The organism is Ciceribacter sp. RN22 (assembly GCF_024054295.1).
GTDB classification, from domain to species: Bacteria; Pseudomonadota; Alphaproteobacteria; order Rhizobiales; family Rhizobiaceae; genus Allorhizobium; species Allorhizobium lividum.
This window is the reverse complement of the sequence record NZ_JAMXLD010000002.1, coordinates 705865-723394: the sequence shown is the minus strand read 5'-3', so window position 1 is coordinate 723394 and position 17530 is coordinate 705865. Positions and strand designations below refer to the sequence as shown.

Below are 17530 nucleotides of genomic sequence, written 5' to 3'. Positions count from 1 at the left end.
CGCCGACTTAATCAGAGGCGTGTCATTGTCCCGCGGTCGATCGGCATTACATCAGGGCCGCGATCAATCGAGGAGTCACGATGACAGGCGAAGCGGAGGCCAATCGGGATCGGCACGGAGCCGGGAGGCGTCATCGGCACGGCGGCAGGCTGTCCGAGATACTCTCCGGGCTTGCCACGGACGAAGGGCGGCCGCGGATTTCCGTCGCCGACATCTTCCAGGCGATGGGCGACCGCGCCTTCGGCGCCCTGATCCTCATCTTCGCGCTGCCGAACATCGTACCGACACCGCCCGGCACGTCGGCGCTCACCGGCACGCCGCTCGTCTTTCTCGCGGCGCAACTGATGCTCGGGCAGAAACCGTGGTTGCCGAGGATCATCGCCGACCGTTCGATGACGCGACAGGATTTCGCGAGTATCGTGACCCGCGTGACCCCCTGGCTCGCCAAGGCCGAGCGGATGCTGCGGCCGCGGCTCGGCTTCCTCGTCTATCCCCCGGCGGAATATCTGATCGGTTTCGTCTGTCTCGTCCTTGCGGTGATCCTCGCGCTTCCGGTTCCGCTCGGCAACATCCTGCCGGCGATCGCCATCTGCTTCTTTTCCTTCGGAATTCTCGAACGCGACGGCATCTGCGTGCTGATCGGGACGGCGGTCGCGGGGATCGCCGGCGTCGTGGTGGCGGGCGTGGTCTACGCCCTCGTCAAGGGTTTCCTCCTGCTCCTCCAGGCGACACTTTTCTGACGTCCGAAAGTTGTTTCCGGCGCGCGAAGCGCTTTGCAAAGCCCCATGCGTCGTCCTATCGTCCACCCACCTCATCGTTAGCGCAGGACACGCCATGCTGATTTCGCTTTACCAGATGCAGCCGGTTTCGGGCGATGCCGCGGCCAATCTCGCGAAGATCGCCGAGGCCGCCGAAGCCGCATCCAGCATGGGCGCCGAACTCCTCGTCACGCCGGAACTCGGAGTGAGCGGCTACGGCCTGACGCCGGAGCGCTTTTCCGAGATCGCCGCGGAACGGGACGGCGAGATCATCGGTGCGCTCTGCGATATCGCGGCCGAATTCGAGCTGGCGGTTTGCGCCGGGTTTCCCGAACGCGACGGTCCCGTGGTCTACAACTCCTCGGTCCTGGCGCGGCCGGACGGAAGTTGCGAATTCTACCGTAAAGGCCATCTCTACGGCGACGGCGAACGCGCATCGTTCACGCCCGGCGCAGATGTGCCGCATGTCTTCGATCTCTTCGGCATCCGTACCGGCATGCTGATCTGCTACGATGTCGAGTTCCCGGAATATGTGCGCACGCTGGCGCTCGCCGGCGCCGAACTGGTGCTGGTGCCGACGGCGCTTCCGCGCGGCGAGATCAGCCGGCGGGTCGCCGATCTGGTGGTGCCGACTCGCGCCTTCGAGAACGGCGTCTTCCTGGTCTATGCCGATCTCTGCGGCGAGGAGGGCAAGTTTTCCTATGGTGGTCGCTCGGCGATCATCGGTCCCGACGGCGACGAGATCGCCCGTGCGGGTATGCACGAGGCACTGCTGGTCGCAAGACTCGATCCGACCGCCTACGACGACTGCCGCCGTCAAAATCCGTATCTCGCCGACAGGCGGCCGGGGCTCTACCGGCTGGATTAGGCTGAAGTGCCGCGCGGGCGATCTTGTCCGTTGGGCTCTGGCATCTTACATCCGCTCCGATATTGATGGAGACCCGGATGATCTTCGACGCCGCGCGACTTGCTCTTCGCAACCTTTTCGCCCCCGAAACCCGCTCGGTGTTCTGGAAAGTGCTGGGGCTGACTATCCTCGTCCTCGTCGCCCTGTGGCTCGCGCTTCGCGGCGCCTTCATCGCCTATGTGCTGCCGTGGTTCGATGCGCTCTTTCCCGGAATGCCGGATTGGGCCGGCTGGCTGACATTCGTGCTCGGCGTGCTTGCCAGCATCGGCCTTGCACTCGCGCTCGCGCTTCTGTTGTCCTCCGTGACGGCGATCATCGCTGGTCTCTTCCTCGACGACGTCGCGGAAGTCATAGAACGGCGCGACTATCCGACCGATACGCCCGGCTCGCCCATGCCGCTCGGCGAAGCACTTATCGCCTCGTTGAAGTTCTTCGGCGTCGTCGTCCTCGGTAACCTCGTGGCGCTGGTGCTGCTCTTCGTGCCGGGCGTCAACATCGCCGCCTTCTTCCTCGTCAACGGTTATCTGCTCGGGCGCGAATTCTTCGAGTTTGCGGCCATGCGTTTCCGCAGCGCGAGCGAGGCACGGGCGTTCCGCTCGCGCCACGGCGGGACCGTGTTCATGGGCGGGCTGGTGATCGCGGCCTTCCTGGCGGTCCCGATCGTGAACCTGCTGACGCCGCTGTTTGCGGCCGGTATGATGGTCCACCTGCACAAGATGCTGAGCGCCCGCGATCCGGCGTTCGGCGCCTGACGGCTTCGGGCAGACATGGGCTGGTTACGCGGATATCGCGTAGCGATGGCTATTCGGCCGCCCCGATGACCTGCGGCGGCAGTTCGACGAGCGGGGCGGGCACGTCGCAGCTCTTTTCCGGCGACTTGCAGAGGTCGGCGATGACGCAGCGCTCGCATTCGGGCCGGCGCGCCTTGCAGACATAGCGGCCGTGCAGGATCAGCCAGTGATGGGCGTGGTAGAGGTATTCCGGCGGGATGACCCGCAGCAGCTTCTCTTCGACCTCGTCCGGGGTCTTGCCGGGTGCCAGCCTGATCCGGTTGGCGATGCGGAAGATGTGGGTGTCGACGGCGATGGTCGGGATGCCGAAGGCCATCGACATGACGACGTTGGCGGTCTTGCGCCCGACGCCGGGCAAGGTCACCAGTTCCTCGCGCGTGCGCGGCACTTCGCCACCGAAATCCTCGATCAGCTTCCGGGAAAGAGCGATGACGTTCTTCGCCTTGTTGCGATAGAGGCCGATCGTCTTGATGTAGTCGCGCAGCCGCTCCTCGCCGAGATCGAGCATCTTCTGCGGCGTGTCGGCGACCTTGAACAGCGCCCGCGTCGCCTTGTTGACGCCGACATCCGTCGCCTGCGCCGAGAGCGCGACGGCGACGACAAGGGTGAAGGCGTTGACATGTTCGAGCTCGCCTCTCGGTTCGGGCCGCTGCACCGAGAAGCGACGGAACATCTCCAGAAGCTCCGTCTTTGTATAGGCAGACCTCGGCGCAACCTTGCGCCGCGCGCCGCCGCGGTTTGACTTTTGCGAAGTTTGGGTGCTGGATTTTTTCTTCGGATCGGTCATTGTCAATCTATAGTCGGGCGCCATGACGAAAGGCAATGTGGGCATGACGGAACCCCCGGTTTTCGCGGCGGAACTGACGCCGTACCGTTCTCTGGGCCGGCGGGGCTTTCGTGTCCTTCTGGCGCTGACCGGTGCCGTCTGCGCGGTTCACGCCGTGTTCTTCGTCGCCACCGGCGCCTGGCCGATTGGTCTCTTCTTCGGTCTCGACTTCCTGTTGCTTTACGGCGCGTTCCTGCTCAACTATCGCTCGGGGCGCGCCCGCGAGGAGGTCGTCGTCTCCCGCACGGCGCTTGCGATCCGAAAGTTCACGCCGTCGGGCCGCATGACCGAGCACCGTTTCAATCCGTTCTGGGCGCGTTTCTTCGTCCGCCGGCACAGCGAGATCGGCATCGTTTCGATGCAGGTGTCGGGCGAAGGCAGGCGGACCGACATCGGATCCTTCCTCAACCCGGAGGACCGGGAGAGCTTTGCCAAGGCGTTCAATGCGGCGCTGGCGACGGTCAAGCAGAGGCTTTGACCCATCGCGCAAGAAACGGGTGGTTCGCACCCGTCCGATATGGTGATGTCATGCGAAAAGGAGTTCGCCATGACCATTGCACAGATGATTTCCCGATCGGCCGGTGAGCTTGCGCCCGTCGATGTCACGCCCGAGGGCGGCGATTATGAAACGGTGCGCCGGGTCATCGAGATGCTGACGCTCGACTATCGTGAGCAGCCGTCGCTGGAGACGATCGCCGCCCGACTGAACCAGTCGCCGACGCAGTTGCAGAAGACATTCAGCCGCTGGGCGGGGCTGTCGCCGAAGGCCTTCCTGCAGGCAGTCACGCTCGACCACGCCAAGCGCCTGTTGCGCGAAGAGGAGATGCCGATCCTCGAGACCTCGCTCGAACTCGGGCTTTCCGGTCCCGGACGGCTGCATGATCTCTTCGTGACCCACGAGGCGATGTCGCCCGGCGAGTGGAAACAGAAGGGCGAGGGGCTGACAATCCGCTACGGCTTTCACCCATCGCCCTTCGGGTTGGCGCTGGTGATGGCGACGGAGAGAGGTCTCTCCGGGCTCGCCTTTGCCGAGCGCGGCAACGAGGCCGCCTGTTTCGAGGACATGGCATCGCGCTGGCCGAATGCGCGCTATGTCGCCGACCAGGCGGCGACGGCGCCCTATGCCGCACGGATCTTCGATCCAGGTCGCTGGAGCGACGAGCAGCCGCTGCGGGTGGTGCTGATCGGTTCGGATTTCCAGCTCCGTGTCTGGCAGAGCCTGTTGCGTATCCCGCTCGGCAAGGCCGTGACCTATTCCGACATCGCCCGCGACATCGGCCAACCGTCGGCGAGCCGCGCCGTCGGGGCGGCGGTCGGACGCAATCCGATCTCCTTCGTGGTGCCCTGCCACCGCGCGCTCGGGAAGGGCGGAGCGCTCACCGGCTATCACTGGGGCCTGACGCGCAAGCGGGCCATGCTCGGCTGGGAGGCCGGGCAACTGAGCGGGTGAGGCCGGCGGAAATTCATTCCGTAAATCGATTGAAATCGTGACCGCCCCGTTCTTGACTTTGCCATCTTCGGCTGGTGATAGTCGGGCACATTTCCGGAAGCCGGATAGAACAGGGAATAGGATCATGACTTCCAAACTCGAACAGCTTCGTTCCATGACCACCGTCGTCGCCGACACCGGCGATATCGAGGCTGTGGCCCGTCTGAAACCGGTGGACTGCACGACCAACCCGACCATCGTCCTGAAGGCGCTCGGCACGCACATGTTCGACGACACCTTCAAGGAGGCGATCGCCTGGGGTCGGTCGAAGGGCGGCGCCAGCGAAGCCGTGGCCGCCGCCGTCGCGGACCGGCTGGCCGTCGCCGTCGGTGCGGCGCTGGCGAAGATCGTGCCGGGCCGGGTCTCGACCGAAGTCGACGCCGATCTTTCCTTCGACATGCAGGGCTCGATCGCCAAAGCGCACGAAATCATCTCCGGCTACAAGGAGCGCGGGATCGAGCGCGAGCGCGTGCTGATCAAGCTCGCTTCCACCTGGGAAGGTATCCGCGCCGCAGAAGTCCTGCAGAGCGAAGGCATCGACTGCAACCTGACGCTGCTCTTCTCCAAGGCCCAGGCGATCGCCTGCGCCGAGGCCAATGCCTTTCTCATCTCGCCCTTCGTCGGCCGTATCCTCGACTGGTACAAGAAATCGACCGGCGATACCTACACGGCCGAAACCGATCCCGGCGTTCTCTCGGTCCGCTCGATCTACAACTATTACAAGGCGAACGGCATCAAGACGGTGGTCATGGGCGCCTCCTTCCGTAATGCAGGCGAAATCGAGGCGCTCGCCGGCTGCGACCGGCTGACGATCGCGCCCGCGCTGCTCGACGAGCTCGACGCCGACAAGGGGACCCTCGAACGCAAGCTCGCCCCCGAGGCGACCGTTCCGGAGCCGCGTATCTCGCTCGACGAGAAGGCTTTCCGCTGGATGCTCAACGAGGATGCCATGGCGACGGAAAAGCTCGCCGAGGGCATTCGCGCCTTCTACAAGGACCTCGTCGCGCTGCGCGAGAAAGTCGCCAAGGCGCTGGCCGAGTAAGGCGGGGAGCCGGCTGTCCACGCTCATCGAAGAGGCATAGGCAGGTGTGAAGGGTACCCCCTCTGCCCTGCCGGGCATCTCCCCCACAAGGGGGGAGATCGACTCGTGGTGCGTCCTAAGCCGACTTGACCGGAGGTGCTGTGCTTATCTTCCAGGCTGGATGTTTGGACGAGCGGCTGCGGATACCTGATCTCCCCCCTTGTGGGGGAGATGGCCGGCAGGCCAGAGGGGGTACCTTGCGCCCGCCACTTCCCGCGTGGGTGATCAGTCGTCCCCCATCACGACCGTGTCGGGGACGTAGTAGGTCTCGGCGCCATCCACCGTGACCACGGCGTCGCCGCCCTGCTTGCGGCTGCGGACCTCCGACCCCTCGCTGCCGGTAAAGCGGCCGGCGCGATAGTCGAGACGGCGGCGGGAACCATCGGGCGCGGTGATCTCGATCGTCGCCATGGGTCCGTTGCGGACGATGCCGTAATCGCAGGAGGTGAAGCCGTCGAAGCCGGGCAGTCGGCAGCGAATCCGCCCTGTGGCGTCGTAGGGATTGCCCGGCAGCAGATAGCCGTCATCCGGATAAGGTGGCGGGTTGGAGCCCCAATCCTCGACGAGAAAGCGGCCGTTCACCCAGCCGCTCACACGCGGCCGGTCGGTGGTGGCGATGCGGCACCAGTAGCCGGTGTCCTGTTCGAGGCAGCCGAGGTTCTTCACCGGCATGCCCTCCGCCAGCTCGCCGATCACCCGGAAATTCAGGCCGGCACCCGAACGGATCGCGAGGAGACCGCCCGGCGGCAGGCCGTAGACGTGCCAGACATAAGGATCGTCCGGATCGTTGTAGCCGGGCTGCTGCACCGGGACCACGAGCGGATCGTGGCGACCGGGCGGCAGCGGACGGGTGACAGACGAATCCCGGGCGAAGGAGGGCGGCGGCAGGACAAGGCAGGTGATCGCGGCCAGGGCGGGGATGATACGGCGCATACATGGTCTCCGTGATTTGGCAGACAATAGTATGAGCCGCAGCGGCGTGCCACCGGATTGCGCGGTTCACACGCAAGTCTGTGGCCGCGCCATAACGGCCACGGCACTCTGCCGTTCGCTGACGGCCGGGCTGCTGTGCCTAACGCTCCAGCGCATATACGACCTCGTAGAGTCCCGGACTGGCTTGCCCGAGCTGCTTGTTGCGCTCGAGAAAGCCTTCGAGGCGTAGCCGTTCGATGATGCGTTGCGCCGCCTCAAGGCTCTCGCTCTGGGCGTAGTTGACGACACGGGTGCCGTCGAGACTGCGATGGATGCTCGCGGATATCCATCCGGGAATTCGGCTGGCGAACTCGGCAGATTCAGTCAGCAGGTCGATCAGCGGCTGCTGTCTGCCATCGGGTACGGTGAAGACGTTGATCTGGGTGACGATGCCTGAATTGGCGCGAATGATGGGCATTGGTTTCTCCTCGACACTTGAGGCGATGCCCTACGGGAGCCGAGGCGTGCGCATACGCGTCACGACAAGCCTCCCGGCTGGCATGGCCGGTTGCTTGTCGCGGGTTCGCCTGAAGAGCGATACGGAGCTTCCCATGAGGAGAAGTGGCCGGGGTTACCTCTGCCGGCCAACGTCCTTTTCGACGACGCGATCATGCCTGCCGAGGCAGAGGGCGTCAAGCATCGGCCGACGCCCCTGCGCACCTCAGTGTGCGATCATCACGTGGCGGACGGCGGTGTAGTCCTCCAGCGCGTAGACCGACATGTCCTTGCCGTAGCCCGACTGCTTCAGGCCGCCATGGGGCATCTCGTTGCAGAGCATGAAGTGGGTGTTGATCCAGGTGCAGCCGTAGCGCAGCCGTGCGGCCGTCTTCATGGCGCGCGAGATGTCCTTCGTCCAAACGGAGGAAGCAAGCCCGTAGTCGCTGTCGTTCGCCCATGCGATCGCGTCGTCGGTTTCCGAGAAGCGCGTGACCGAGACGACGGGGCCGAAGACCTCGCGGCGGACGATCTCGTCGTCCTGCAGCGCGCCGGCAACGACGGTCGGCGTATAGAAGAAGCCCTTTTCGCCGGCGACCTTGCCGCCGGTGACGATCTCCATGTGCTTGTGCTCGGAAGCGCGGGTGACGAAGCTTTCGACCCGGTCGCGCTGGCGCTTCGAGATCAGCGGGCCGATCTCGTTTTCGGTGTCGTCGGCCTGGTTGAACTTCAGCGTCGAGACGGCGGAGGCGAGGTCGGCGACGAACCAGTCGTAGACCTTGTCGCTCGCATAGATGCGGCAGGCGGCGGTGCAGTCCTGACCGGCATTGTAGAAGCCGAAGGTGCGGATGCCGGCGACGACCGCTTCGAGATCGGCGTCGTCATAAACGATGACCGGAGCCTTGCCGCCGAGTTCGAGATGGGTACGCTTCACGGTCTTGGCGGCGGCGGCGAGCACCTTCTTGCCGGTGGCGATGTCGCCGGTGATCGACACCATGCCGATTTTCGGATTGTTGATGAGGCAATTGCCGACGCTTTCGCCGCGGCCGAGCACGACATTGACGACGCCCGCCGGCAGGATGTCGGCAAGCAGTTTCGCCATCTTGAGCGCTGTGAGCGGTGTCTGTTCCGACGGTTTGAAGACGACCGTGTTACCGCCGGCGATCGCAGGTGCCAGCTTCCAGGCCATCATCATCAGCGGATAGTTCCACGGCGCGATCGAGCCAACGATGCCGATCGGATCGCGGCGGACCATGGAGGTGTGGCCCGGCAGGTATTCCCCGGCGACGGGCGCGTGCAGCGAGCGGACGGCGCCGGCGAAGAAGCGCCAGCAATCGACGATCGCCGGAATCTCATCATTGATGACCGCGTTGATCGGCTTGCCGCAGTTCAATGATTCCAGCGTGGCGAAGCCGGCCGCATCCTTTTCGATGGCGTCTGCGATCGCCAGCAGGTAGGCGGCACGCTGCGAGGGCGTTGTCGCCGACCAGCTGTCAAATGCCTTTTCCGCGGCATCGACGGCGGCGTCGACCTGCGCGAGCGAAGCCTCTGGAAGCTCCAGAATGGTTTCGCCGGTCTTCGGATTGAGGATCTTCTCCTCGATCTCGGTGCCCTTTTCGAAGCGGCCGTCGATCAGCATCTGGGTGTCCATGTCGTTCTCCCTCATCTGGTTTGTCGGGTTATTTGCCGCTTCCCGAAATCCGGTCGGTGTCGCGGGTGAGATAATAGGCCGCCAGGATCGGCAGGAAGGTCACGATCACCACCAGCATGGCGACGACGTTGGTGACCGGCCGCTGGCGCGGGCGAATGAGTTCCTCCAGCATCCAGATCGGCAATGTCGCCTGCTGTCCGCCGGTGAAGGTGGTGACGATGACCTCGTCGAAAGAGAGCGCGAAGGCGAGCATGCCGCCGGCAAGCAGCGCGGTCGCGATGTTCGGCAGCACCACGTAGCGGAAGGTCTGGAAGCCGTCGGCGCCGAGGTCCATCGACGCCTCGATCAGCGATCCCGAGGTACGGCGGAAGCGGGCGACGGCGTTGTTGTAGACGACGACGATGCAGAAGGTGCCGTGGCCGAGGATGATCGTCCACATCGAGTATGGGATCTCCGCCAGTGAGAAGGCCGAGCGGAGCGCAATCCCGGTGACGATGCCCGGGAGCGCGATCGGCAGGATGACGAGAAGCGAGATCGCCTCGCGGCCGAAGAAGGCCGAGCGTGCGACGGCGGCGGCGGCGAGCGTGCCGAGCACGAGGGCGACCAGCGTGGCGATGCTCGCCACCCTGACCGAGAGCGTCAGCGCTTCCCATACGTCCGGCTGGTTCCAGGCGACGGCAAACCACTGGGTGGTGAAGCCCGGCGGCGGCCACTGGAAGCTCTTTTCTTCCGTCGTGAAGGCGTAGACGAAGATCAACAGGATCGGCAGGTGCAGGAAAAGCAGCCCGCCGGCCGCAGCGATCTTGAGCGGCCATCCGGCCGAGGAGCGGTCAGAGCGCATCGAAGGCCCCCATGCGTTTGGCAGCCCACAGATAGACGCCCATGATGGCGATCGGCACGACGGAGAAGGCCGCGGCGAGCGGCACGTTGCCGGCCGTTCCCTGCTGGGCGTAGACGGCCTGGCCGATGAAAAGCCGCGAGGAGCCGACGATCTGCGGAATGATGTAGTCGCCGAGCGTGAGCGAGAAGGTGAAGATCGAGCCTGCGACGATGCCGGGCATGGCAAGCGGAAGCAGCACGTTGCGGAAGGTCTGGCCGGGATGCGCGCCGAGGTCGGAAGAGGCCTCGATGAGGTTGCCGGGAACACGCTCGAGTGCGGCCTGAACCGGCAGGATCATGAAGGGCAGCCACACATAGACGAAGACCAGGAAGGTCCCGATATAGCTGATCGACAGCGAGTTGCCGCCGATCACCGGCAGGGAAAGGATGCCGTCGAGGAGCCAGGAAAGGCCGAGACGGTCGAAGGTCCAGGTGAGGATGCCCTCCTTGGCGAGGATCAGCTTCCACGCATAGACCTTGACGAGATAGCTCGACCACAGCGGCAGCATGATGCCGAGATAGAAGAAGGCCTTCCACCGGCCGGTCGCATAGCGCGCGGCGTAGTAGGCGATCGGGAAGGCGAGCACCGCCGAGGTGAGTGTCACCGCCGCGGCCATCACGACCGTCCGCAGGATGATGTCAAAATTGGTCGGGATGAGCAGTTGCCGATAGGTGGAAAGCGTCAGCTCGTAGTTGATGAGTCCGGAGAAATCGTCGATCGAGAAGAAGCTCTGCAGCAGCAGCGCCATGAGCGACCCGACATAGATGATGCCGAGCCACAGAAGCGGCGGGATCAGCATCACGGCGAGCAGCAGCGCCGGGCGGCGCCAGAAGACGTCGGAGAGGCGGCCGAAGGCGCCGGACCTGCCGGGCAGGATGGAGGCGGTCGATACGTCGCTCATGCCTCGCCGTCCATGTAGTGGAGATCGGAGGCGAGCCACGAGATTCTCGCCTCTTCGCCGGGCCTCGGCGTGGCCTGGCCGGCCGGCACCATGACGTTGAGGGCAGTCTCTCCAGTGCGCAGATGGAGCCGGGTGGCACTGCCGAGGAAGCTCTCGGATATCACGGTGGCGGCGATGCCGCCTTCGGAAACGAGGCGGATCGCCTCGGGCCTCAGGCTCGCCCAGCGCGCCTCGCCGCCCAGGCGTTGCATGTCGGCCGGCGCGATGACGTTGGAGGAGCCGACGAAATCGGCGACGAAACGGGTCCGCGGACGGTTGTAGATCTCCTGCGGCGTTCCGGCCTGGACGATGCCGCCATTGTTGAAGACGGCGACGCGGTCGGCCATCGACAGGGCCTCGCCCTGATCGTGTGTTACGAAGACGAAGGTGATGCCGAGCGAGCGCTGCAGGCTCTTTAGTTCCTCCTGCATCTGTTCGCGGAGCTTGAGGTCGAGCGCGCCGAGCGGCTCGTCGAGCAGGAGCACCTTCGGCTTGTTGACCAGCGCACGGGCGAGGGCCACGCGCTGGCGCTGGCCGCCGGAAAGCTGGCCGGGCTTGCGGGCGCCGTAACCGGGGAGTTTCACGAGCTCCAGCGCCTGCTCGGCGAGGCGGTGGCGCTCCGCCTTGCCGACGCCCTTGACCATCAGGCCGTAAGCCACGTTGTCGAGAATGCTGAGGTGCGGAAAGAGCGCGTAGTCCTGAAAGACCGTGTTGACCTGGCGGCGATAGGGCGGAACGCCTTCGGCCGTCTCGCCGAAGATCTCGATGTGGCCGGAGGTCGGCTGCTCGAAGCCGGCGATCAGCCTGAGGCAGGTGGTCTTGCCGGATCCGGACGGTCCGAGCATGGCGAAGAACTCGCCCGGCGCGATCTTCAGGTCGACCGCGTCGACGGCTTTCACCGGGCCGAAATGGCGCGACACCTGCGAGAAGGAAACGGCTGCGGTCATGGGTACTCCGGTCGAGGTCTGGACTTCTCTCCCCTTGTGGGAGAGAAAGCGATTTCAGCATCTTAGCCTTGGCTAAGTGCTAGAAATCGCAAGTGAGGGGGTCGCGTGCGGAGGGGACCCCCTCACTTGCAAAAATCTAACGTTTAGCACTCGCTACGCTCGGCTAATTCGTTGATTTTGCTTTCTCCCCCACCAAGGGGGAGAAAGGGATCGTCAGCGCCCGCCGATGACACCGATATAGTCGGAGACCCAGCGGTGATAGGGGACGCATTCGCCCTGGCTCTCGCATTTGCTGACCGGGGTCCGCCAGAAGCTGATCTTTTCGAAGTTGTCGAAGCCGTTGGTGGCGCAGCCTTCGTCGGTCAGCAGTTCGTTGCCCTTGCAGGCGGCGGGAACCGAGGGCACGGCACCGAACCATGCGGCGACATCACCCTGGACCTTGGCGGAAAGCGAATGTTCCATCCACATGTAGGCGCAGTTCGGATGCTCGCTGTCGACATGCAGCATGGTGGTATCGGCCCAGCCCGTCGTGCCTTCCTCGGGGAAGGTCGAGTCGATCTTGGCGCCCTCGGCCTTCATCAGGTTCACCTGGAACGGCCAGGAACCGGACGCGACGACACCTTCGTTCTTGAAGTCGTCGATCTGGATCATTGCGTCATGCCAGTAGCGGCCGACGAGCTGGCGCTGTCCGCGAAGCAGGTCGAGGGCAGCCTTGTACTGGTCCTCGTTCAGCTCATAGGGGTCCTTGATGCCGAGTTTCGGCTTGTGAGCCATCAGGTAAAGGGCGGCGTCGGCGATGTAGATCGGGCCGTCATAGGCCTGGACGCGGCCCTTGTTGGACTTGCCGTCGGGAAGCGTCATTTCCTCGAAGACCACGTTCCAGCTCTTCGGCGGCTGGTCCTTGAAGGCTTCCGTGTTGTACATCAGCACGTTCGGGCCCCACACATAGGGCGTGCCGTAATGGGTGCCGCCGACCGTGTGCCAGGGTGCGTTCTGCAGGCGCTCGTCGAGAGTTTTCCAGCTTGGGATGAGGTCGGTGTTGATCGGCTGTACGCGTTTTCCCGCGACGAGGCGGAGCGAGGCGTCGCCCGAGGCGGTGACGAGGTCGAAGCCGCCCTCGTTCATCAGCGCGACCATTTCGTCCGAGGTAGCTGCGGTCTTCACCGTGACCTTGCAGCCCGTCTCCTGCTCGAACTTGGTGACCCAGTCGTAATTCTTGTCGGTCTCGCCGCGCTCGATGTAGCCGGCCCAGGCGACGATCGAAAGCGCGCCTTCACCCTTGCCGAGTTCCTTCAGGGGCTCCTGGGCGAGGGTGGCGGTGGCGAAACTGAAAATGGCGGCGATAGCAGTGCAGGACTTCAGGACTTGCTTCATCTGATTTCTCCCGGTTCGCGGCGCGCCTCGCGCGGCCTTTGTTCCCGCCTGAGAACGTGCCGCGAAAGGGCCGCATTCGCAAATTCATTTATCAGAAAGTCGTTATCGGTTTTTCCGAGACGTGTGGGTCAAGGCCCCTCCCCAACCCCTCGCCACAAGGGGGAGGGGTTTTTCCCTCGAAAGCTACGGCAGGTCTGTGGCAAAGCGCTCCCGCAAGTGTTCTCCCCCTTGTGGGAGAGATGGCCGGCAGGCCAGAGGGGGAGTTCACCAAGGATTGAAGCCTTAACGTCCACGCCCGCTGCGGAGTGTCTCGGCGATGCCGACGAAATCGCGGGCCGACTGCGGCAGGCTGGAGCCCTTGCGCCAGACCATGCCGACCTGCACGACCGGAAGCGCGCCGGAGACGTCGCGGCTCTCGATGCGGTCGCCTTCGAGCGACCACGGCCGGTAGACGAGATCGGGCAGCAGCGCCACGCCGGCGCCGGTCGCGACCAGGCTTCGCACCGCCTCGACCGAGCGGGTGCGGAAGGCGACCTGAGGCCGGGCGCCGAGGGCAGAAAGCAGCTTGCCGGTATTCTCCTCGATTTCGTCCACCGTCAGCATGATAAGGGGTTCGCGGGCGATGTCCGCGGCCGAGATGATATCGGCGGAAACCAGCGGGTGGCCCATCGGAAGCCAGAGGCGGTAGGGCGAGGTTTCGAGGATTTCCGCCTGCAGCGCCATGCGGTCGCGCAGGTTCGAGATGACCATGACGGCGACGTCGAGCTCGCCGCCGACCAGCAGATGCTCAAGATAAGAGCCGTTGTCCTCGATCGCACTCACCTCGACATTGGGGCAGGCGCGGCGGTAGCGCGCCAGGAGGTCGGAGAGCACGTAGCCGGCGACCAGCGAGGTGACGCCGATGTTGAGTGTGCCACCGCTGTTTTCCTTGGTCTCGGAAAAGGCGTTGCGCGCGTCCGAGACGGTCGCGAGAATCTTCGTCGCGTGGCGCAGGAACTGGTGGCCGTTATGGGTGATCGAAAGTCCGCGCGGATGGCGATCGAAGAGTTCCACGCCGAGGTCGCCTTCCAGTTCCTTGATTGCTTCGGTTACCGAGGATTGCGAAATCGAGAGGTTCTGCGCCGCCCGCGTCACCGAGCCCTGCTCGGCGACGGCGACGAAATACTGCAACTGGCGGAGGGTGAAGGCCATGGCCGTTTAGAGCACGACAGCGGGCTGGAGAGCAAGCGCGGCGCGCCTCCGCGGGGCGATGACCCGCGTGTCCTGCACGGCAGGCCTGCGCAGAGATGCTCTTTGCAAACGTCAAGAGACGTATACTATCGATGCTTCCATTTCTCTAAGCCCTCGCGCCGCGCGGCGGGCCCGTCCCGTCAGTCGCTTCATGAAATCCACACCTCTCGGCTACCTCTTCGCGCTGCTCGCCTTTGCCATCTTCTCGCTGCAGGACGGGGTTTCCAAGCATCTCGGTAGCGCCTATCCGCCGGTGCTCGTGGCGATGATCCGCTACTGGGCCTTCGCGCTCTTTGCCGTGCTTCTCGCCATGCGCGGCCGCGGCGGACTTTCGGCGGCGATCCGGACGCAACGGCCATGGCTGCAGATCCTGCGCGGCCTTCTGCTCGCCGTGCAGATCCCGATCGCGATCACCGCCTTCACGCGGGTCGGTCTTGCTCAGTCGCAGGCGATCTTCGCCTCGGGCCCGCTGATTGTCGCAATGCTCTCGGTGCCGATCCTCGGCGAAAAGGTCGGCTGGCGGCGCTGGACGGCGATCATCGTCGGGCTTTGCGGTGTCCTCCTGATCCTCGGACCCAGCGCGTCGGGCTTCAACGCGCTGGTTGTCCTGCCGCTCCTCGTCGCCCTGATCGGGGCGCTCTACGGGCTCTGCACGCGGCTCGTCAGCCGGGTGGACGGGCCGACGACGAGCTTCTTCTATATTGGTGCCGTCGGCGCGGTGGCGCTGACGATCGCCGGCCCCTTCTTCTGGACGGAAATCTCCGCCAGCGACTGGAAATGGATGCTGCTTCTCTGCCTCACCGGCATCACCGCGCATTTCCTGCTCATCAGGGCCTATGACAATCTCACCGCCGTCGCCGTGCAGCCGATCTCCTATCTGCAGCTCGTGCTCGGCTCGATCCTGGCCGTCAGCGTCTTCGGCGAGACGCTGAGGCCGAACATGATCATAGGGTCGCTGATCGTCGTCGGCGCCGGCCTCTTCACCGTCTGGCGCGAGAATGTGCTCGCCCGCAGGGCTGCGCAGGCGGCGCAGGATGCGCCGGCTGCTTGAGGCCTCGAAACCCGGGCGTGTCAGCTCAGGCTGCGGAGTTCGTCCAGACCGACCGGCGGTTCCGGGCGGAATTCCAGGGCATAGACGCGCTTCGCATACTTCTCCCGCACGCGGTCGACCTGTTCGTGCTCGCCTTTCAGGCGCGAGCGCAGCAGGGGGTCGTGCGTTCCGCTCGCGGCCATGCTCTTGTTGATCACCCAGCCATACGGTTCGATGCCGGCGCGCTTCAGGTCGCCCTGCAAGGCGGCCGCTTCGGACACCGGTGTCGTCTCCGGAAGCGTCACCAGGACCACCCGCGTGTAGCCCTCGTCCTGCAGGCGCATCAGCGGCGTCACGACTCGCCCGGGCGCGTCGGGGTCGAGATGGCGGGTCATCTGCCTGTGATAGGCGCCAGTAGCATCGAGGAGCAGCAGCGTGTGTCCGGTCGGTGCCGTATCGATGACGACGAAGGCGCTGCGCGCCTCGGCGACCACGCGCGAAAAGGCGTGAAAGACGGCCACTTCCTCGGTGCAGGGAGAGGCGAGATCCTCGCGCAGGAGAGCCTTACCCTCGTCGTCGAGATCACGCCCGCGCGTTGCCATGATCTTCTCGATGTAGCGCTCCGTCTCGACGACGGGATCGATGCGGTCGACCGTGAGCCCCGGCATCTCGCCTGCGACGACGAAGGAGAGATGCGCCGCCGGATCGGTGGTCGTAAGGTGCACCGCGTGGCCGCGCTTCGCCAGCCCGACAGCAATCGCCGCGGCGACCGTCGTCTTGCCGACGCCGCCCTTGCCCATCACCATCACCAGACCCTTTTCGCCGGCGGCGATCTCATCGACCAGCCTGCCGATCCCCGGCAAGTCGCCCGCCGCATTCGGCACGTCCTCCACCTGCGCCGGCGCTGCGGAAGGCGGAGACAGCAGCGCTCGCAAGGCCGGAATGCCGACCATGTCGAAACCGAGCAGCAGAAATTCGTCGCGTGGGCGGGCCGCGAGCGACGCGGGCATGCCGGCAATCGCTTCGTCCTGCTCCCGCACGAGAGCGGACGCCACCGGATCAGTCGGGTCCGCGGCCCGGAAGCGGCCGTTGACCGCGAGCAGCTGGTTCGACAGCCCGAGTTCCGCGAGTTCGTCCGAGGTGCGTGCGGCCTCGCGGATCGCACCCTTGTCGGGGCGGGTCACGAGGATGATCGTGGTGCGCGCCGGGTCTCCGAGGCAACGAAGTGCGCTGCGGAAGCGATCCTCCTGCATCTTCAGCCCGGAATGCGGGCCGAGGCACGAGGCACCGCGCTCGTTGGTCTCCAGGAAACCGGTCCACGCCTTCGGCAGGCTGAGGAGACGTAGCGTGTGGCCGGTCGGCGCCGTGTCGAAGATGATGTGGTCGAATTCGGGGGCGTCGTCGGCGAGCAGGCCGACGAACTCGTCGAAGGCCGCAATCTCGGTTGTGCAGGCGCCGGAAAGCTGCTCCCGGACGGTCGACACCTCCTTGCTGTCGGCCTCCGGTCCGAGCTGTTCGATGACGCGCGTGCGGTAGTCCTCGGCGGCCTGCTCCGGGTCGATGTTCATGGCCGACAGGCCCGGAACCCCGGGGATGGGCGTCGGGGTGTCCGAGAGGTTGGCGCCGAGCATCTCGTCGAGGTTGGAGGCCGGGTCGGTACTGACGAGGAGGATACGAAGACCACGATCGGCGAGCGCTATGGCGCTCGCACAACTCAGGGAAGTCTTTCCGACCCCGCCCTTGCCGGTGAAGAAGAGGAAACGGGTCGGGTCTTTCAGTGCGCTGAACGGGGACATGAACGCCTTCCGGAGAGGGGACTCGATAGTACCTCAATAGCAAGTATGGACGATCTGCGGCTTGATCTCCAGCAAGTCTGGAGGGCGATCTATCTCGAGACGGATTCTCGCGTAACCGGCCTTCGATGCGCCTGCCAGACCGTTCGGACGAAGGCCAGAACGAACATGGCGCTCATCAGCAGCACGATCGTCGGGGCAGGGGCGCTGTCGACCTCGGCGGCGTCGCCCGCAACATTGCGCGCGATGTCGGCGATGATGGTGAAGGTCGTGATGACTTTCGGCTTCTCCGCTGCGACCGCCGCGGCGGGCAGGCCGACGAATATGATGGCTGCAAGCAGGCCGATGATCTTCCGTCTCACGCAGACGACTCCTTTTGCAAGTCATTCGCAATATTCGCGTGATCCGTGCCGTGCGATTAAAACT

At 64.8% G+C, this 17530-nt stretch carries 17 protein-coding genes and 1 pseudogene; 7 read left to right on the top strand and 11 right to left on the bottom strand.

What is annotated here, in order from left to right:
* Positions 1-80: 80 nt before the first annotated feature.
* The 3 genes from NHF53_RS18440 to NHF53_RS18430 all read left to right on the top strand — a co-directional run bounded on the left by NHF53_RS18440 (position 81) and on the right by NHF53_RS18430 (position 2417).
* The gene (locus NHF53_RS18440) at positions 81-740 is read left to right on the top strand and encodes an exopolysaccharide biosynthesis protein (RefSeq protein ID WP_252835513.1); all 660 of its coding nucleotides are present in this window, start codon (positions 81-83) and stop codon (positions 738-740) included.
* 94 nt (positions 741-834) lie between these two features.
* Positions 835-1626 (top strand): carbon-nitrogen hydrolase family protein, encoded by a 792-nt coding sequence (locus NHF53_RS18435; RefSeq protein WP_252835512.1) that lies wholly within the window; start codon positions 835-837, stop codon positions 1624-1626.
* A gap of 77 nt (positions 1627-1703) precedes the next feature.
* The gene (locus NHF53_RS18430) at positions 1704-2417 is read left to right on the top strand and encodes a sulfate transporter family protein (RefSeq protein ID WP_252835511.1); all 714 of its coding nucleotides are present in this window, start codon (positions 1704-1706) and stop codon (positions 2415-2417) included.
* Positions 2418-2466: 49 nt separating this feature from the next.
* Here NHF53_RS18430 and nth read toward each other — a convergent pair whose 3' ends face one another.
* Complete coding sequence (gene nth / locus NHF53_RS18425) at positions 2467-3267, bottom strand: endonuclease III (protein ID WP_252836000.1); 801 nt, start codon at positions 3265-3267, stop codon at positions 2467-2469.
* 19 nt (positions 3268-3286) lie between these two features.
* Here nth and NHF53_RS18420 point away from each other — a divergent pair, with 19 nt between their 5' ends.
* The 3 genes from NHF53_RS18420 (at position 3287) to tal (ending at position 5813) form a co-directional block, all read left to right on the top strand.
* The gene (locus tag NHF53_RS18420; protein WP_252835510.1) at positions 3287-3760 is read left to right on the top strand and encodes a DUF2244 domain-containing protein; all 474 of its coding nucleotides are present in this window, start codon (positions 3287-3289) and stop codon (positions 3758-3760) included.
* A gap of 69 nt (positions 3761-3829) precedes the next feature.
* On the top strand, positions 3830-4732 hold the full coding sequence (locus NHF53_RS18415; protein WP_252835509.1) for a bifunctional helix-turn-helix domain-containing protein/methylated-DNA--[protein]-cysteine S-methyltransferase: 903 nt from the start codon (positions 3830-3832) through the stop codon (positions 4730-4732).
* A 124-nt stretch (positions 4733-4856) separates the two neighbouring features.
* Positions 4857-5813: a transaldolase gene (gene tal / locus NHF53_RS18410; protein ID WP_252835508.1), complete on the top strand. Its 957-nt coding sequence runs from the start codon at positions 4857-4859 to the stop codon at positions 5811-5813.
* 264 nt (positions 5814-6077) lie between these two features.
* Here tal and NHF53_RS18405 read toward each other — a convergent pair whose 3' ends face one another.
* The 8 genes from NHF53_RS18405 to NHF53_RS18370 form a co-directional block, all read right to left on the bottom strand.
* Positions 6078-6785, bottom strand: a complete 708-nt coding sequence (locus tag NHF53_RS18405) for an SH3 domain-containing protein (protein ID WP_252835507.1) — start codon at positions 6783-6785, stop codon at positions 6078-6080.
* Between the two features lie 139 nt (positions 6786-6924).
* A complete protein-coding gene (locus NHF53_RS18400) occupies positions 6925-7242 on the bottom strand; it encodes an antibiotic biosynthesis monooxygenase (protein ID WP_252835506.1) in 318 nt (105 codons plus the stop codon).
* Between the two features lie 243 nt (positions 7243-7485).
* Positions 7486-8910, bottom strand: a complete 1425-nt coding sequence (locus NHF53_RS18395; protein WP_252835505.1) for a gamma-aminobutyraldehyde dehydrogenase — start codon at positions 8908-8910, stop codon at positions 7486-7488.
* A gap of 28 nt (positions 8911-8938) precedes the next feature.
* Entirely contained in the window at positions 8939-9751 is an 813-nt protein-coding gene (locus NHF53_RS18390; protein WP_252835504.1) for an ABC transporter permease, read from the bottom strand.
* A complete protein-coding gene (locus NHF53_RS18385; protein WP_252835503.1) occupies positions 9741-10691 on the bottom strand; it encodes an ABC transporter permease in 951 nt (316 codons plus the stop codon). The genes NHF53_RS18390 and NHF53_RS18385 overlap by 11 nt, the downstream gene beginning before the upstream one ends.
* Positions 10688-11677 carry an ABC transporter ATP-binding protein gene (locus NHF53_RS18380; protein ID WP_252835502.1) on the bottom strand — a complete coding sequence of 330 codons (990 nt, stop codon included), beginning with the start codon at positions 11675-11677 and terminating at the stop codon, positions 10688-10690. The genes NHF53_RS18385 and NHF53_RS18380 overlap by 4 nt, the downstream gene beginning before the upstream one ends.
* Before the next feature lie 213 nt (positions 11678-11890).
* Entirely contained in the window at positions 11891-13051 is a 1161-nt protein-coding gene (locus tag NHF53_RS18375; RefSeq protein ID WP_252835501.1) for an ABC transporter substrate-binding protein, read from the bottom strand.
* Between the two features lie 282 nt (positions 13052-13333).
* Positions 13334-14242 (bottom strand): LysR substrate-binding domain-containing protein, encoded by a 909-nt coding sequence (locus NHF53_RS18370; protein WP_114364328.1) that lies wholly within the window; start codon positions 14240-14242, stop codon positions 13334-13336.
* Positions 14243-14432: 190 nt separating this feature from the next.
* On the opposite strand from NHF53_RS18370, the gene NHF53_RS18365 reads away from it, so the two are divergent.
* A complete protein-coding gene (locus NHF53_RS18365) occupies positions 14433-15332 on the top strand; it encodes a DMT family transporter (protein ID WP_252835500.1) in 900 nt (299 codons plus the stop codon).
* 20 nt (positions 15333-15352) lie between these two features.
* Here the strand turns inward: NHF53_RS18365 and arsA are convergent, their stop codons facing one another.
* Together arsA and NHF53_RS18355 are read right to left on the bottom strand one after the other, a co-directional pair.
* Entirely contained in the window at positions 15353-17107 is a 1755-nt protein-coding gene (gene arsA, locus NHF53_RS18360; RefSeq protein WP_252835499.1) for an arsenical pump-driving ATPase, read from the bottom strand.
* 191 nt (positions 17108-17298) lie between these two features.
* Positions 17299-17466: pseudogene (locus tag NHF53_RS18355) on the bottom strand (metal ABC transporter substrate-binding protein); the annotation flags it as partial.
* Between the last annotated feature and the right edge of the window lie 64 nt (positions 17467-17530).

Bases quoted from the DNA above. Each gene is read 5' to 3' on its own strand.
- NHF53_RS18440 (WP_252835513.1), top strand. From the start codon at position 81: ATGACAGGCGAAGCGGAGGCCAATCGGGATCGGCACGGAGCCGGGAGG.
- NHF53_RS18435 (WP_252835512.1), top strand. From the start codon at position 835: ATGCTGATTTCGCTTTACCAGATGCAGCCGGTTTCGGGCGATGCCGCG.
- NHF53_RS18430 (WP_252835511.1), top strand. From the start codon at position 1,704: ATGATCTTCGACGCCGCGCGACTTGCTCTTCGCAACCTTTTCGCCCCC.
- nth (WP_252836000.1), bottom strand. From the start codon at position 3,267: ATGGCGCCCGACTATAGATTGACAATGACCGATCCGAAGAAAAAATCC.
- NHF53_RS18420 (WP_252835510.1), top strand. From the start codon at position 3,287: ATGACGGAACCCCCGGTTTTCGCGGCGGAACTGACGCCGTACCGTTCT.
- NHF53_RS18415 (WP_252835509.1), top strand. From the start codon at position 3,830: ATGACCATTGCACAGATGATTTCCCGATCGGCCGGTGAGCTTGCGCCC.
- tal (WP_252835508.1), top strand. From the start codon at position 4,857: ATGACTTCCAAACTCGAACAGCTTCGTTCCATGACCACCGTCGTCGCC.
- NHF53_RS18405 (WP_252835507.1), bottom strand. From the start codon at position 6,785: ATGCGCCGTATCATCCCCGCCCTGGCCGCGATCACCTGCCTTGTCCTG.
- NHF53_RS18400 (WP_252835506.1), bottom strand. From the start codon at position 7,242: ATGCCCATCATTCGCGCCAATTCAGGCATCGTCACCCAGATCAACGTC.
- NHF53_RS18395 (WP_252835505.1), bottom strand. From the start codon at position 8,910: ATGGACACCCAGATGCTGATCGACGGCCGCTTCGAAAAGGGCACCGAG.
- NHF53_RS18390 (WP_252835504.1), bottom strand. From the start codon at position 9,751: ATGCGCTCTGACCGCTCCTCGGCCGGATGGCCGCTCAAGATCGCTGCG.
- NHF53_RS18385 (WP_252835503.1), bottom strand. From the start codon at position 10,691: ATGAGCGACGTATCGACCGCCTCCATCCTGCCCGGCAGGTCCGGCGCC.
- NHF53_RS18380 (WP_252835502.1), bottom strand. From the start codon at position 11,677: ATGACCGCAGCCGTTTCCTTCTCGCAGGTGTCGCGCCATTTCGGCCCG.
- NHF53_RS18375 (WP_252835501.1), bottom strand. From the start codon at position 13,051: ATGAAGCAAGTCCTGAAGTCCTGCACTGCTATCGCCGCCATTTTCAGT.
- NHF53_RS18370 (WP_114364328.1), bottom strand. From the start codon at position 14,242: ATGGCCTTCACCCTCCGCCAGTTGCAGTATTTCGTCGCCGTCGCCGAG.
- NHF53_RS18365 (WP_252835500.1), top strand. From the start codon at position 14,433: ATGAAATCCACACCTCTCGGCTACCTCTTCGCGCTGCTCGCCTTTGCC.
- arsA (WP_252835499.1), bottom strand. From the start codon at position 17,107: ATGTCCCCGTTCAGCGCACTGAAAGACCCGACCCGTTTCCTCTTCTTC.